Here is a 15,257-nt window from a genome sequence, read left to right as displayed (position 1 = left end):
TGAACTGGCCAAATACTTAATGCAATTGGTATAATATGCCGTTTTTGTGAGCGTTAGTTCATGTTCTACCAATTATTTATAGAGGAAATGCGTAAGTTGGCGTAATCTTTAATCATTGCACTGCTAAATAATCTTTAGGTGAGTTTCGATGAAGTATCAGTTAATACCGGTCACACCATTTCAGCAAAATTGTAGTTTAATCTGGTGTGAGCAAAGCTTGAAAGGGGCTGTGGTTGATCCTGGTGGAAACCTTGAGCGCATTTTGGAAGAAGCTGCTAAAAATAATGTCCAGATAGAACAAGTGTTATTGACCCACGGCCATATTGACCATGTCGGTGCGGCGCAAACTCTTGCTGAGCAGCTCAATGTTCCTATTGTGGGACCTCACTTAGCTGATAGTTTTTGGTTAGAAAGTTTACCTAAGCAGAGCCAACATTTTGGTTTTGTACATTGTGATCCGTTTACACCAAACCGCTTTCTGCAAGAGGGTGATGAAGTGACAGTGGGTGAGCAGGTGTTATCAGTGTTGCACTGCCCGGGACATACGCCGGGCCACGTGGTGTTTTTTGCTAAAGAGGCGGCTATTGCCTGGGTCGGCGATGTGCTCTTTAGAGGCTCAATTGGCCGCACTGATTTCCCGCAGTCTAACCATCAAGATCTCATCGACTCGATCACTAAAAAGTTGTGGCCTTTAGGTAAAGAGGTACAGTTCATTCCGGGTCATGGACCGCTATCGACCTTTGGTGAAGAGCGCGCGCAAAACCCATTTGTTGCTGATCAGCTGTTTGATTAACTCTGTAGCGACTTTAGTTATACGTTAAAACTAAAAATCCGAGCCTATTACTAGGTTCGGATTTTTTATGGCTGGTTGCTAACGTCGGTTATTTTGCCGTTAACTTTAGCTCGGCATTAAAGCGAGCAAAGGCGGCATCAAGATCGGCAATCAGATCGTCGACGTTTTCAAGACCAATATGCAGTCTGATCAGCGGCTTGCTGCTATCCCATTTAGTGGCAGTGCGCAGTTTATCAATGCCGAACACGCCTAGGATTAGACTTTCAAAACCACCCCATGAGAAGCCCATTTTAAAGTGCTGCATGTTTTCCACAAAAGCGGTGACCGCTTTTTGATCGCCTTGTTTTAACACAAACGAGAATAAGCCATTTGATGCACTAAAGTCGCGTTTAAAGAACTCATGCCCAGGGCAAGTTTCAAAGGCTGGGTGACGCAGATGATCGACCTCTGGGCGGCTATTGAGCCAGTTAGCGACTTTTAGGGCGTTTTGTTCGTGCTGGGCTAAACGAATACCCAGTGTACGCAGCCCGCGGCTGGCAAGGTAAACATCGTCTGGTGAGGTGCACTGACCTAGCAGATAGCTATTTTCTCGTAGCTGTTCCCAATGTTTCTCATTGGCGGTAGCAGTGCCCATCATGACGTCAGAGTGGCCGACAATGTACTTAGTCGCGGCTTGAATTGAGATATCGACGCCCATTTCAAACGGGCGTGAATTGATTGGCGACGCCCAAGTATTGTCCAGCATAACAACAACATCATTTTCATGAGCGATGCGGCTTAGTGTTGGCACATCTTGAATTTCCATAGTGATAGAGCCTGGAGATTCTAAAAATAGCACCTTGGTGTTGGGGCGAATAAGTTCACGTATGCCTTCACCAACCATTGGGTCGTAATAGGTGGTTTCGATGCCGTATCCGGCCAGTAACTTATTACACAGGTCACGAGTAGGCTCATAGGCACTGTCTACCATTAATAGGTGATCGCCCGCTTTTAAAAATGACAGTAAGCTGTTGCTAATAGCGGCACTACCAGACGGGTAAAGTGCAGTGCCGACACCGCCTTCAAGTTCAGCAATTGCAGCTTGAAAGGCAAAGTGAGTCGGGCCGCCACGACGGCCATAAAACATCTCGCCATTGGCTTTGTTTTTTGCAGCAAAACGCAGATCCTCCATGGTATCGAACACCATGGTTGATGCCCGGTAAACCGGTGGATTGATCACTCCTTGAGTCCATTTCTTGTCACGGCCAAGACTAATTATCTGCGTTTCTTTTTTCATAGGGCTATTATTCCACAATTAGGCATCTTTGGTTTTAGCCATCTTAACATCTAAACGGCTAAAGTGAAGCGTCAATATATTCAAGGTTGTCTTAAACGGACTTTTCTTTACTAATAGGTAGCTGGATGGCAATTTCAACGCCAGAAACAGCACCTTGATCATTGACTCTGTTCTGCGCACTAATTTTTCCTTTATGAAACAGACTAATTAAACGAGCGATATAAAGCCCGAGCCCCAAATGCGGTTTATCTTGCGCCTTTTGAGTTCGCACAGAAACCATAGATTCAAATATCTGCTCTGACATATTATCCGGTAACGGTGTGCCGTAGTTGGCTACGGTCAACAACGCTGATTTGCTTTGCACCACTAAACCCACTTCAATCGCGCTGTCCGCATGGCTAAACTCCAGTGCGTTAGCAATTAATTTATCCATTAGCTGGGCGATATACTCAGGTACACCTTCAACGAGGATGGTTTGCGGCTCAATATCGGTATTGAACCGCTGATTAGGGTAGGTCATCTGGTAGCCTTGCATACAGCCACTCACCACTTTATCTAACGGAAACAGCGATTTTTCTGCATGGGTTAGGCTCTCTTCCAGACGAGTGGCTTCGCTCATATTACTGAGGATCATGTTTAGGCGGTTAACGCCTTCCTGTGCCCGGTCAACATATTTGCGACTATCAGGGTTAAGGGTTTGCAGGCTTAAGTGCTCTAAGGATGAACGTACTACGGCGACTGGAGTGCGCAGTTCATGGGACAGACGCGATGACATGTTCTCTAAGTAATGAGTATATTGGCCGAGTCGACTCACAATACTGGCAAAGCTGCGGGAGAGATCGCCAATTTCATCACGTACTTTTGAGCCTTGGATCGACTTTTTAATTCGGCCTTGGTTATCAATGGCTTCTTCAGCTTCATCGCGCAGTTTACGGATTCTACTGGAAATATTAGAGGCAAAGAAGAATAGTGCTAATGTGCCCATACTCATAATGGTAAGGATCACATTAAACAGTTTCTCTAGGGCTTTATTGCGTAGCGTACGGATCCCGTGTGTGGTCTCTTCAGCAATCACCACACCCATCACTTTATCATCGATCCAGATAGGGCTAGCTGCGGCTAACACGACGGCTTTACTGTCGGGAGTCAGTCGCCACGTTGAACCTTGTTTGCCCTGCAGTGCTTTACTGATATGACTTCCTTGTAACACAGTGGAGTCTTGCAAGGAGTCGACAAAATCCTTCGGCGGCGTGGTGAGTATTTTATAGTAGAGCGGGTACAGGTATTGCTGCTTAAATCGATCCCAGCTGCTTTTACCCTCTTTTTCAATGGTGGAGCGCGACCACACGCTATTATCGGAGCGTATATCACCGGATTTTGCCAACACACGGCCATGTTTATCGACCACCCAAATGCGCGAGCTATTATGGGCCATGCCTTTGATAATACTTTCAATTTCTGGTGATGGCACCAGTACAGTACCAAGCTTGTTAACATCGTCAATAGCCGATGTGCCGACGATGGCATCTAACTGCCGAGTGTTACGGTCGTTAACATCATAGATGGCAAAGCCCAGTTTACTGCCCACCATGCTAAGTGGGATCCGCAGTTCGACATTATAGCCTTTAGCGGTTTTCAGCCATTTACCTTGGATTTTTACTTCAGGGGTAACTGGAGTGGTCAGCGCTGGATCTTCTGGTAGCTCAAAGGCACTTATCCAACCGTCTTTAGTGGTGGCGACTATATAGCGGCGAAACTGGCCGTCAGGCGCCAGTGTTGCAATAGCGATATGGTCGTTACGATCGATGCTTAAGCTGTTCTTTCCGCGGTAGATCACTTGTGGGTCGGTGACTTCAAAAAAACCGTATAGGTAACCGGCATATTTCCCCACCATGTGGGTAAAGTCGATAGCGAGTGGCGTTGCTTGGTCGCGTTTATAGATCTGATAATCTTCACCATAGTGCAACGCGCGGTGGCGATAGGGTTGCCAGTCACCTAATTTACCATCAAGTTGAATGGGGCCTGCAAGAGGGTAAGCATAGAGGTCACGACCTTGTTCAACTTGCGTTAAAAAGCTGGCTTGGCTATCGAATAATCTTGGTCGTTCGTGCAGCGCAGTTGCTAGCGCTTGGGTGGTGCCTTCGAGCGTTTTTTCCTGCCCCAACCTGAGATACTTTTCCATCTCCCATACATATTGGTACCCAAGCCAAGGAAGGCAGAGTAAAAACAGCGATAAAACCGCGACTTTTGCGCGCAGGCCAATTGGAAGATTAAACATTAACTTTGAGCGTCCCAGCGGTAGCCCATGCCGTAAACGGTATCGATACAATCAAACTGTGGGTCTTGAGCGAGGAATTTCTTCCTGATCCGCTTAACATGAGAGGTAATCGTTGAGTCATCAACGAATATCTTTGCCTCTTGCATCAGTTCTTGACGTTGGCGTACGTGTCCTGGTCGCCTGGCAAGTGCGTGTACCATCCAAAACTCAGTCACGGTCAGTTCGATATGACGTTTGTTCCAGTAAACCTGCATCCGATTAATATCAATAGAAAGTAATCCATGTTCAATCAACGGACTGTTATCGCTGCTGGCATCTTTGAGCTCTGAGCGTCTAAATAACGCGGCTAATCGAGCAATAAGATGGGGGAAACTCACCTCTTTACTGAGGTAATCATCGGCGCCTAAGCGTAGCCCACAAACCGTATCAAAGTCGCTGTCTCTGGCGGTTAAAAAGATGATGGGTAGTGTGCTGGACATAGCTCTAAGTGACTGGCACAGCGTAAAGCCGCCGTCGATCTCATTTTCTAAGCCGATATCGATAATCGCTAAATCTGGCAAACGGCTGTTGAAAGCGCACATCGCTTCTAATCGATTTGCATAAGCCTGCACGCTATAGCCTTGCTGCTGCAAAACGTCTTTGTAATTTTCTCTAATGGCGGCTTCATCTTCTACTATCGCGATTCGTTTCATGGTTGATTAATTTTAGCGTTATCTCGGTAATTGATTGTGACTATACAGGATTTTACCTGTGTTTAAAGGTGCTGACAGCGATTGCCATTTTGTTGCCACATTTGATATTTAAATTGCCACGTTTGCTCCCTTTTACAGACATTTGGCTGAGGTTTAATAGCGTTATTGAAATGACGCCGGACTTCGGCAACTTAGTTTAAATGAGTAATTAAAGGGAAATATTATGAGAAAGCACCTTATCGCATCACTGGTTATCGCATCTATCACTCTTTCGTCAAATGCCAGCGCTGCAGAACATGTCGAGAACACTGAACGTAGCCACAATGAGGAGTTAATTGGTTTGAGCTCAGGCATTGTGGTTGGCGCCGTTGTGGGTGGCCCTGTCGGCGCAATCATTGGTGCATTTGCAGGTAGCTTATTAGGGAAATCTGTTGGCGATGATGATGAGATCAAAACGCAGCAGGTAATGCTGGAGAGCAAGCAAAGTGAACTTGCAGCATTAAATGAAGAGAATCAGTCATTAATCGCACTTTCTAGCCAATATGAAGATGCACAGCAGCAACTTAACAGCCTTAAAATGGCGCAAGAGCAAAAGCTCACCGAGCTCGCACTAGGATTAAACGTACAGTTTAAAACAGGTTCATCGACCATTGCACCTCACTTTCAACAGCAACTAGACGATGTGGCCTATGCGATGTCGCTCTCTCCTGAGTTAACGTTGGACTTGACGGGTTACGCCGACCGACGCGGTGACGGTGATTACAACCAAGCATTATCTGAGCAACGGGTAGTTGAAGTGACTAATTACTTAGTAGAGCAAGGCGTTGCTAGTGAGCGCTTAAACTATCAGGCCTATGGCGCGAGCTCGCCACTAACGGCAGAGCAAAACTTTGAAAATGACTTCTTTGATCGCCGCGTGACCTTAAAGTTGCAATCTCACGACAGCGCACTTGCAGCAAATCCTGCGCAGTAATGCATCTATAACGAGTACCACTCAGCCTTGCGGTCTGCTGTTAGCCAGACCGCAAGTTGTTTATAAGGAGATAAAGATGGTGAGCCAACAAGATCCAGCCAAAGGTTTAATTAGGCATTGCTATAAAGCTTTGCTGCTGTTGAGTACAGCGTTCTTGCCGATGTATACCAGTGCAACCGCCGCAGTGCCAATGTCAGCAACTGAAAGTGTTGAGAGCCGAGTTGAAATGGTTAATGCCATAGCGCAAGGCAGTTTGATTACTTATGATGCAGCCGGAAAGGCAAGCGTATCTTTGCCAATGAAAACCACTGTGAATATGCAAGTTTCAGGTTGGGTTAATAGGGTTTCACTGCGTCATGAATTCAGTAACGAACAACTTGTTTGGGTTAATGGCGAGTATCTGTTTCCACTGCCGAATGAAGCGGCGGTTGATGGTCTAAGAATGTTCATCGGTGAACGGGTCATAGAGGGGGAGATTAAACCGAAAGCAAAAGCCAAGGCGCTATTTAATGAAGCTAAGCAGCAGGGTAAAAAAGCGAGTTTACTGCAACAGAAAAGGCCCAATATATTTAGTGCCGATGTGGCCAACTTGGCACCCGGTGAAACCCTCATTGTGGAGCTTAATTATCAAGAGCTAGTGCACTATGACAAGGGGGAGTTTAGCTTACGCTTCCCAATGGTAGCCGCTCCGCGATACAAGTCTAATGCAGAAAAGTCAGCGTTTTCATATATGGCTGCAGAGGTTAATAGCTATGGGCTCTCCACTTTGGGTTATCAGCAAGGATCTGCAACAAAGCGTGTAAATCTAGTGGACATTGAGGTGACGCTTGATGCCGGTATGCCTATTGGCGAAATAAGCAGTCCTTACCATCAGATAGAAGTTAGTAGTAATGCCGATTCTCAAGCGCAGATCCAGTTAACTGCTGCAAAGGCTAATAGTGACTTTGTACTTAACTGGCGGCCGATTGTTGGCAGTGCGCCGAAGGCAGCCATTTTTAGCCAGCAAGGAAAAACCCACGTTAGTGATCACGAGAACAAAGCCACTGCCGCACAGTCGCAATATTCATTAGTGATGTTGCTACCACCACAAGACAAAATGCGTTTGTCAGCGATAGCGCCAAGAGAGCTTATTTTGGTGATAGATACCTCTGGGTCTATGTCAGGCGAGGCAATTGAGCAGGCCAAAGCATCCATCATTTACGCATTATCGGGTCTGTCAGCGCAGGACAGTTTTAATATTTTGCAGTTTAATTCCAACGTTTATGCATTGTCTGACACGCCATTGAACGCCAGTGCGAAAAACATCGGCAGAGCCCAGGCTTATGTGCAACGTTTGCAAGCAAACGGTGGCACCGAAATGTCATTAGCTCTCGATAAAGCGCTGTCTCAGCAGGATCTGAATAGTGAGCGGTTACGGCAGGTGCTATTTATCACCGATGGTGCGATAGGTAATGAGCCACAGCTATTTACTCAAATACGTAATCAGCTGCAACAAAGCAGGCTATTTACCATAGGTATCGGCGCTGCGCCTAATGCGCATTTTATGCAAAGAGCGGCAGAGCTTGGTCGCGGTACCTATACCTATATCGGTAAGCAATCTGAAGTCAAAAGTAAAATGGTGGCGATGCTAGATAAGCTAGAGAAGCCGGCAGTTACAGATATTGAAATTCACTTTGCCGATGGCAGTGTCCCAGATTACTGGCCTGCAAGTATTCCTGATCTATATGCCCACGAGCCGATAATGGTGGCGATGAAACTGCCGAGTTTTAGTGACAAAGAGCTAGTGGTCAGTGGACAACTAGCTGGGCAGTTTTGGCAGCAATCACTCGCAGTTGAAAATAGCGCCGAAGCTAAAGGTTTGGATCTAATATGGGCCAGAAAACAGATTGCCGCGCTTGAGCTATCAAAAGAGCCTGCAAATCGAGACAGAATAGAGAAGCAGGTCACCGCTATTTCGCTCAATTACCATGTGATGAGTGCATATACCAGCTTGGTCGCGATAGATAAAACCCCAGTTAGGCCTGTTGGAGATAAATCGGTTAATGGCCGTGTGTTACCGCATACACCTAAAGGTTGGCAACGTTTACCGCAAACCGCGACGAGTAGCTATGCCATGCTGATTTTTGGCGGCATGTTAATACTATTGTCGCTACTTTACTGGGGGTCATTTAGTGGTGTTGGCCGCAGAGCAAAAAAGGCCGCGCTATGAGCGCTCTTTACTCAAAAACCTCAACTGATAGTGTTGATGGAAAGACTGCGAGGCCGAATGGTCAACGACGTTTTCATCTCATACTTACGAGTTTACTGTTCATTGTTGGTTTATCTTTTGTGATTCAAGGAGGATATATGCAGGCTAAAGCGTATTTTGCACAGTTTTTAATACAACAAGCATGGCAAAAAACTTTAGATGATCAACAGCAGCACAAGCCTTGGTCATGGGCAGATACACACCCTGTTGCTAAACTGAAATTTATCAGTGCAGCTCATGAAGCGAGCGATGCAGCTGATAGAAAAGTGAATAGCGCGAAAAGCTCAGCTGAAAACCCGAGTTTATACGTGCTGGCTGGAGCTTCGGGTCGCAATTTAGCGTTTGGTCCTGCGCAAGTGTTGTCATCTACTGCGGTTAATGGCAAGGGAAATACAGTGATTGCCGGCCACAGAGACACCCATTTCTCACTGTTAAAAGGAGTAAAAGTGGGCCAGTTGTTAACCTTGCAAAACAGCCAAGGGCTAGAGGTCCTCTATAAAGTGATTAACACTCAAGTGGTTCATGAAACCGATACTTCGGTGATGGCGGATATTGGCGAAAAGCAATTGACTTTGGTGACTTGTTACCCGTTTAATAGCCCTGTCTCTGGTGGGGCATTACGCTATATTGTGACTGCGGTGCCGGTAGACAAAGTTGAAGCGATTTAGCTGAAATAATTGAGCAGCAGAGACACCATTACTGCTCACTTAATTATTTGTTAAGTAATGGGCATTACTCGGTTACGCCCCAGTCTTTTAGCTTCATAGAGCTGTTTATCCGCCCGCTCGATTAATGTTGAATCACTGTCTTTATCTTGGTACTGAGCTACGCCAAAAGATGCTCTGACATTATCGACCCGTTGATCTTTACGTTTATCTTTTAAGACTAGTTTTTCGAGGCTTCGACGCATAGATTCTGCCAGTTGTCTCGCTCTACCCAGTTGGCTTTTCGGGACTAAAAGTGCAAATTCTTCACCGCCAAAACGATACAGTTTGCTCCCCTCATGACAGCTCTCGCCAAGTCTTCTGGAAACGGCTTTCAATACTTGATCGCCCAGCTGGTGGCCATAGGTGTCGTTAAACAGTTTAAAGTGATCAATATCGGTGATGATTAGGCATAAGCCTTGTGGGTTTTGTTCCACTAAACCTTTGATATCTTTATTAAATGCTCTGCGGTTTAATGCGCCAGTCAGAGCATCAAAATGCATGTCATGTTCAGATTTTTTAAGCTGAATCTTAAGCTGGTTAATCTCTGACTGCGCATGAGCTAGCTGTTCGGTAAAGTGAAGCGTACTGTTTTTTATATCGGCAGCATCACTGACGAGGTTTTTTACCAATGACAATACCTCATCAATGGAAAACCCTTCATTTTCTATCTTGTTTAAGCGCTCAACATTGTTGTTTATTTTGCTTTGAAATTGGTTAGCATCAACGTTGGTATCTTTAACTGACTGGGATAGGTCTGTCACCATAGCGTCGAGATTCTGTCGTAGTTCAATCACGTCTAGCTCGATGGGATCAGACAAATACGTTTGATAGAGTCGTTCCCCCTGGCTCGGAGGGCAAGTGCTGTATTGGTTCACGACTTCATCTAGCTGTCGATTAAGCTCTGGGCTGCTTTGACCAACGTACGCATACCATAAAGCGTAATTGGTAGGGGTGGTTGGTATTTGGTGTTTGAGCATTAAAGGTACCGCTTTTTTTAATTTAGCAGCAGCTTCCCTGAGCAATTCATTCGACATTTATTAGCCTTGGTTTTATCTATGGAGCCACTTTGTAATTTTTATGCAAATGAGTGGTGGCATCATTGTACATTTCACTACGCCATTCTATTATGATTTGCCTTTGTGAATACATCTGTTTAATGAAAATCAGCCACAAAGTTGTCGAATTAATACTATAAAGAACGAAATAATAACAATAAAGGACTGGCAGTGAATAAACTCATACTTGCAAGCGTGGTGTCGGCATTAGCCTTCCCAGCAATTGCTCATTCAGAAAAAAGTGACATCAGTATCGATCTTGATAAATACCGTAGTCATGTAAAAACACTCGCTAGTGATGAATATGGTGGACGTGCACCTTTGTCAGCTGGTGAAGGCCTGACCCTGAAATACATAGAGGCAGAGTTCAAGAAGATAGGACTTGAGCCGGGTTTTGGCGATAAATACTTACAGCCAGTGCCATTAGCTAAGGTGACGGCGGATCAGAATATGTCGCTTAAAATTGGCGAATTAAACTTGATTAACGGTAGCGAATTTACCGCTAGAACCCAGAGAATTAGTGATAGCGTCAAGCTTGAAAATAGTGACGTTGTGTTTGTTGGTTACGGTATTAATGCGCCAGAATATGACTGGAATGATTACCAAGGCATTGATGTTAAGGGAAAGACCGTTATTGTGTTGGTCAATGACCCTGGGTTTGCCACTCAAGATCCTGCCGTGTTTAAAGGCAACGCTATGACCTATTATGGGCGTTGGACTTATAAATATGAAGAAGCGGCAAGACAAGGCGCGAAGGCGGTTTTTATCGTGCACGAAACAGCGCCTGCAGCCTATGGCTGGGGTGTGGTGCAAAACTCGAATACTGGCAGCAAATTTACTTTAGTTGATGACAATAATAACCAAGATCAAGTGGGAGTGATGGGCTGGATCCAGCATGAAAACGCCAAACAGATTTTTGCTGCAGCGGGTCTTGATTATGAAAAGCAAAAGCTAAAGGCGGCTAAATCTAGCTTTAAGCCAGTATCGCTGAAAGTATCTGCAACACTAGAGCTTAAAAATAGCATTGAACGCGCAGAGTCTTACAATGTTATGGCACTATTGCCTGGCAGTGACAGAGCTGATGAAATGGTGGTGATGCACGCGCATTGGGATCACCTTGGTACTCGAGTTGACGAGAAGGGCGTAAAGCACATTTACAATGGTGCAGTTGATAATGCTAGCGGCGTCGCTGGTGTGCTGGAACTTGCGCGTACGTTTAGTCTGCATGCTAAAGAAAAGCCATTTAAACGTTCTATTCTGTTTACTTCATTTACCGCTGAAGAAACCGGCCTCATTGGCGCGCAGCATTTTGCTAAGCAACCACCGATACCAACTAAACAGATTGTTTCCTTTTTAAATATCGACGGTATGAACGTTAACGATAGTGTTGATTACATATTGCGTTATGGAAAGGGCGTATCGGAAATGGAGTATTACCTTAACAATGCCGCTAAGCATCAGCAGCGTTATGTGAAAGGCGATCCATTACCGCAAAATGGTCTTATGTTCCGTTCTGATCACTTCGCGTTAGCGCAAGAAGGCGTGCCGGGATTGCTGTTTATGAGCTTAGGTGACACAGACCCAGATTATATTGCTCATAAATATCATAAGGAAGCTGATGATTACGATCCAAGCTGGAGTTTAGGTGGTGTTAAACAGGATATTAGCCTTATTTCAGACATTCTGGCAACGCTGGCAAATAACGAAGATTGGCCTAAATGGCTCGAAGAGTCAGACTTTAAAAGCCGTCGAGCACAAGATGGACGCTAATTAGTTAGCCTGAGAGATAATAAAAAAGACACCGCTAGGTGTCTTTTTTATGTGGAGTAACGCCTTAATTTAACGCTCTAAAACTGATAGCTGACTGATAGCATTGGACCTGTAAAACTGTAGTACATATTAAAGTCAGCCAGCTTTATATCAGTATCTTTTATGTTGGTAGTGTATTCAACATCAACTTCATAGTAATTAAATGCAGCTGTCATATGCCAGTTTTCAGTAATTGCGGCCTGAACGCCTAATCTAATATCAACTAAACCACCTTTTAAATCATCTAGTTTGATATAAAAGTATTGTGCATGGCCGCTAAACATAAAGCCTGGATAAAGCTCATAACTGCCATATACTCCGATATCAGGTAACGGTGCAGTTAGCTTCTCATCAACAACTTTAGGAATGGTAATGGTGTCAGGGCAGCGTGTTTCAATTTCGACTTCACAGATGCCAATATCGCCTTTGAATGCTGTTTTGATAAACATGGCATGCAGGCCTACTGACAGACCGACCTCATAATGATCACCTTGAAAAATATCATAGCCGTAACCAATGCGAGCAATATCGATGTTGAGGGTAGTATCAAGCGCAACACCTGCTTTGACATCATATGTCGTGTCGTCCCAAGTAAACTGGAATGGCTTTTCAACAGATTGATTAAGGGCACTGCGATGTAGCTGTTTCCAATCGATATAAATATTATGTCTATCGTTAAAGCGGTGAATAAATTCAAAGAAAGGCAAAAACTGAGAGTCTTCAAGCTTTAAGTCTTGCTCAAAGTCTAACGAGAAGTTATTGCCTAGAAGAGGATCGTTTACATCGATATTTGAATCTGTATTAGCGTAAAAACCGCCTACACGAATAATAGTATCATTCGTGGCATAAGCGCTATAGCTAGTCATCAGGGCCAATAACGTGGCAGTGATAAATGTGGAACTTTTAAACATTAAAAGTAACTCCGCAATCTCTTATAATTTTTATTTTGTAGCTGTTGAATCGTGTCAACAGTCTATGGACATCGAAAACAGCATAACAGTATATGTGGAAATGTGAATGATATGTTTCAAAAAATGTCTGAATTGTTTGATCTAATGCATGCAAACTGTATTTTTCGCTGCTTTTGATGGGATTTGTAGTTGATCCAGCGGTATAGATAAGAGAGTTGTGCTAGCTCCAAAAGGGTAGCAAAGCGAGTTATTATTCTAAATGTTTGAAGTGTAGCGAATATGCTTATATGAGCATCGGAACTTGTCGTCATCTATGGATCAGAGCGACAAGTTCAGATGAGGCGGTAATAGGATGTTTGTGCGCTACTTAGGTTAAATACACTTAGGTTAAATAAATTTAGGTAACAGAATAAGTAACCAAGTTAAGCCGCAAAAGAATAGGCTCATAAATACCGCTGCAGATGCAATGTCCTTAGCTTGGCCGCTAAGAGGGTGAATTTCATCACTGATCCTATCTACTACAGCTTCTATCGCTGAGTTTAGCAGTTCAACAATAAGGACTACAAAAAGCCCTAGAATTAAAAGAATACGCTCAACAGTTGTAACGTCCACGAGTAAGGCAATGGGTAACATAATTGCAGCAAGAATGAGTTCTTGTCGGAATGCTGCTTCATGTTTCCAAGCAAGTTTAAGCCCTTGCATCGAAAATCCAGTTGCCCTAATGACGCGTTTAATACCGTGATTGTTAGCAGGTTTCATATATCCCCATCTTATGATTGATTATTGTTTTACTGCGGTTCTTCCCCAAAATAGCGGCCTAGTATAATCGTAATATGACTAAATATGTAGTCAATTACAGGCAAGTTAAACAACAATCTTATTACATATCACGCTTTGGCTACTGAGTGGCTTAACTAAAAATGACTAAGCGTATAATTTCAATAAGTCAGTCATTTAACTGATGGCGAACTTCAATCTCAGAACTAGGCTTCAAAACGAACAATAGTCTTTTACTATTTATCGTCACCATCTTGGAGCAATATATGACAAAAGTTAGAAAGCGAAGTTCAAATAGGAAACACTTACGGTTTTTTAATTGGCAATTTCTATTGTTCATTAGCTTTGTTTCTATACCCCTTGAATTAAAAGCGAGTGAAATATTAAAGCCACCCTTGCAACTGGCTACTGAATTTCAAGCTGAAAGTACAGTTCAGTTAGATGACTTTTTAGTGAGTGAGAAGCTTGATGGCGTAAGAGGCTATTGGGATGGTAGTAGCATGCGAACTCGATCGGGGCGAAAGATTAACCTGCCTGATTGGTTTACTAAAGGGTTTCCCGATTATCCTGTAGATGGTGAGTTATGGATAGGTCGTAATCAGTTCGATCAGGTATCAGCGATTGTTCGAAAGACTAATGCAACTAAGACACAGTGGCAGCAGGTTAGATTTATGGTGTTTGACTTGCCCGCGGAAACAACTCATTTTGCCACAAGATATAAAAAGGCGCTGGCTGAGCTATCTGATATCAGTACTCATATTGAGGTTATCCCGCAGTTTTCAGTTAAAGATAAATTAGCGTTAGATCGTCGACTCACTGATATCATTGAAAATAATGGTGAAGGCTTGATGTTACATAGAAAAACTGCTCTTTATCAGGTTGGTCGCACCGGCGATATTGTAAAGTTAAAACCCTTCTATGACGCAGAAGCTAGGGTACTGGCTCATAAAGAGGGTAAGGGTAAATACATCGGTATGATGGGGGCTTTGTTGGTGGAAACTAAGCAGGGCAAACAATTTAGCATTGGCAGCGGCTTTAGTGATGAAGAGCGGCGTAACCCGCCAAAAGTGGGTAGCACTATTACATTTAAGTATTATGGTGAAACACAAAAAGGCACGCCTCGATTTGCAAGTTTCCTGCGGGTAAGAGATCCCATTTAGCTTGCTTACCATGCTGTTGTTTTGTTTATTTATGTATATGTTGGGTTTATTTCAGTATGTTAGCTGCATTATTATTTAGCTGTTTTATCGGCTTTTTCAACAAAAATCATCAATGGCAAAGCAGAATACTTAGGAGTCGCTTTGATTAAATATAAGCAACGTAGGAGTTACAAATACAATCTACATTCAGAGTTAGTCTACGACACTGGGTTATCTGTTAAGGCACCCATTGCCAATTCCTTTCTTGAGTTCAGCGCCGGTGGGCGCTTGGTTATAAAGCCTGGTTATGCCTGGGATGGCCCGAGCAGTCCAGCAATTGATAGTAAAAACTTTATGCAGGGCTCATTAATACATGATGCTTTGTATCAGCTTATGCGGGAGGAGGTTTTGCCGCAATCAGCGAGAAAACGCGCCGATGAAATTCTTAAAGAGGTTTGTTTACAAGATGGCATGTCGCCATTTAGAGCTTGGTATGTCTACCAAGGTGTAAGGCTCGGTGGCGCTAATTCAGCCAAGCCAAATCTTTTAAGTGCGCCTTAGTGGCTGTGTTGATTGATTAACACTGAGATGAAGTAATT

The 15,257-nt window shown here is 44.0% G+C and carries 13 protein-coding genes; 7 read left to right on the top strand and 6 right to left on the bottom strand.

Annotation, left to right across the window (positions count from 1 at the left end; translation table 11 throughout):
- Positions 1–148 precede the first annotated feature (148 nt).
- Complete coding sequence (locus L2730_RS13630) at positions 149–793, top strand: MBL fold metallo-hydrolase (protein ID WP_248975090.1); 645 nt, start codon at positions 149–151, stop codon at positions 791–793.
- 88 nt (positions 794–881) lie between these two features.
- Here L2730_RS13630 and L2730_RS13625 read toward each other — a convergent pair whose 3' ends face one another.
- The 3 genes from L2730_RS13625 to pdsR form a co-directional block, all read right to left on the bottom strand.
- Positions 882–2,069, bottom strand: a complete 1,188-nt coding sequence (locus L2730_RS13625) for a cystathionine beta-lyase (RefSeq protein WP_248975089.1) — start codon at positions 2,067–2,069, stop codon at positions 882–884.
- 91 nt (positions 2,070–2,160) lie between these two features.
- The gene (gene pdsS, locus L2730_RS13620) at positions 2,161–4,347 is read right to left on the bottom strand and encodes a proteobacterial dedicated sortase system histidine kinase (protein ID WP_248975088.1); all 2,187 of its coding nucleotides are present in this window, start codon (positions 4,345–4,347) and stop codon (positions 2,161–2,163) included.
- Entirely contained in the window at positions 4,347–5,039 is a 693-nt protein-coding gene (gene pdsR / locus L2730_RS13615) for a proteobacterial dedicated sortase system response regulator (protein ID WP_248975087.1), read from the bottom strand. The genes pdsS and pdsR overlap by 1 nt, the downstream gene beginning before the upstream one ends.
- 223 nt (positions 5,040–5,262) lie before the next feature.
- Between pdsR and pdsO the strand changes: the two genes are divergently transcribed.
- The 3 genes from pdsO to L2730_RS13600 all read left to right on the top strand — a co-directional run bounded on the left by pdsO (position 5,263) and on the right by L2730_RS13600 (position 8,928).
- Positions 5,263–6,012 carry a sortase-associated OmpA-like protein PdsO gene (gene pdsO / locus L2730_RS13610; RefSeq protein ID WP_248975086.1) on the top strand — a complete coding sequence of 250 codons (750 nt, stop codon included), beginning with the start codon at positions 5,263–5,265 and terminating at the stop codon, positions 6,010–6,012.
- Between the two features lie 76 nt (positions 6,013–6,088).
- The gene (locus L2730_RS13605; RefSeq protein WP_248975085.1) at positions 6,089–8,221 is read left to right on the top strand and encodes a marine proteobacterial sortase target protein; all 2,133 of its coding nucleotides are present in this window, start codon (positions 6,089–6,091) and stop codon (positions 8,219–8,221) included.
- Positions 8,218–8,928: a class GN sortase gene (locus tag L2730_RS13600; protein ID WP_248975084.1), complete on the top strand. Its 711-nt coding sequence runs from the start codon at positions 8,218–8,220 to the stop codon at positions 8,926–8,928. The genes L2730_RS13605 and L2730_RS13600 overlap by 4 nt, the downstream gene beginning before the upstream one ends.
- A 50-nt stretch (positions 8,929–8,978) precedes the next feature.
- Here the strand turns inward: L2730_RS13600 and L2730_RS13595 are convergent, their stop codons facing one another.
- Positions 8,979–10,001: a GGDEF domain-containing protein gene (locus tag L2730_RS13595; protein ID WP_248975083.1), complete on the bottom strand. Its 1,023-nt coding sequence runs from the start codon at positions 9,999–10,001 to the stop codon at positions 8,979–8,981.
- 192 nt (positions 10,002–10,193) lie between these two features.
- On the opposite strand from L2730_RS13595, the gene L2730_RS13590 reads away from it, so the two are divergent.
- Positions 10,194–11,792, top strand: a complete 1,599-nt coding sequence (locus tag L2730_RS13590; protein ID WP_248975082.1) for a M28 family metallopeptidase — start codon at positions 10,194–10,196, stop codon at positions 11,790–11,792.
- 77 nt (positions 11,793–11,869) lie between these two features.
- Here the strand turns inward: L2730_RS13590 and L2730_RS13585 are convergent, their stop codons facing one another.
- A complete protein-coding gene (locus tag L2730_RS13585) occupies positions 11,870–12,742 on the bottom strand; it encodes a hypothetical protein (RefSeq protein ID WP_428848457.1) in 873 nt (290 codons plus the stop codon).
- A 387-nt stretch (positions 12,743–13,129) separates the two neighbouring features.
- Entirely contained in the window at positions 13,130–13,501 is a 372-nt protein-coding gene (locus tag L2730_RS13580) for a diacylglycerol kinase (protein ID WP_220737566.1), read from the bottom strand.
- 284 nt (positions 13,502–13,785) lie between these two features.
- Here L2730_RS13580 and L2730_RS13575 point away from each other — a divergent pair, with 284 nt between their 5' ends.
- Together L2730_RS13575 and L2730_RS13570 are read left to right on the top strand one after the other, a co-directional pair.
- Entirely contained in the window at positions 13,786–14,679 is an 894-nt protein-coding gene (locus L2730_RS13575; protein WP_248975081.1) for a DNA ligase, read from the top strand.
- A 141-nt stretch (positions 14,680–14,820) separates the two neighbouring features.
- Positions 14,821–15,219 carry a DUF1353 domain-containing protein gene (locus L2730_RS13570; protein ID WP_248975080.1) on the top strand — a complete coding sequence of 133 codons (399 nt, stop codon included), beginning with the start codon at positions 14,821–14,823 and terminating at the stop codon, positions 15,217–15,219.
- Positions 15,220–15,257 lie beyond the last annotated feature (38 nt).

It is taken from the genome of Shewanella kaireitica (assembly GCF_023284045.1).
Taxonomy (GTDB): domain Bacteria; phylum Pseudomonadota; class Gammaproteobacteria; order Enterobacterales; family Shewanellaceae; genus Shewanella; species Shewanella kaireitica.
The sequence above is the reverse complement of the archived record's forward strand: the minus strand, read 5'-3'. Positions and strand labels throughout refer to the sequence as shown.

Excerpts from the sequence above, each read along its gene's own strand:
- pdsO (WP_248975086.1), top strand. The coding sequence starts at position 5,263 with ATGAGAAAGCACCTTATCGCATCACTGGTTATCGCATCTATCACTCTT.
- L2730_RS13575 (WP_248975081.1), top strand. The coding sequence starts at position 13,786 with ATGACAAAAGTTAGAAAGCGAAGTTCAAATAGGAAACACTTACGGTTT.
- L2730_RS13625 (WP_248975089.1), bottom strand. The coding sequence starts at position 2,069 with ATGAAAAAAGAAACGCAGATAATTAGTCTTGGCCGTGACAAGAAATGG.
- L2730_RS13580 (WP_220737566.1), bottom strand. The coding sequence starts at position 13,501 with ATGAAACCTGCTAACAATCACGGTATTAAACGCGTCATTAGGGCAACT.
- pdsS (WP_248975088.1), bottom strand. The coding sequence starts at position 4,347 with ATGTTTAATCTTCCAATTGGCCTGCGCGCAAAAGTCGCGGTTTTATCG.
- L2730_RS13585 (WP_428848457.1), bottom strand. The coding sequence starts at position 12,742 with ATGTTTAAAAGTTCCACATTTATCACTGCCACGTTATTGGCCCTGATG.
- L2730_RS13605 (WP_248975085.1), top strand. The coding sequence starts at position 6,089 with ATGGTGAGCCAACAAGATCCAGCCAAAGGTTTAATTAGGCATTGCTAT.
- L2730_RS13630 (WP_248975090.1), top strand. The coding sequence starts at position 149 with ATGAAGTATCAGTTAATACCGGTCACACCATTTCAGCAAAATTGTAGT.
- L2730_RS13595 (WP_248975083.1), bottom strand. The coding sequence starts at position 10,001 with ATGTCGAATGAATTGCTCAGGGAAGCTGCTGCTAAATTAAAAAAAGCG.
- pdsR (WP_248975087.1), bottom strand. The coding sequence starts at position 5,039 with ATGAAACGAATCGCGATAGTAGAAGATGAAGCCGCCATTAGAGAAAAT.
- L2730_RS13600 (WP_248975084.1), top strand. The coding sequence starts at position 8,218 with ATGAGCGCTCTTTACTCAAAAACCTCAACTGATAGTGTTGATGGAAAG.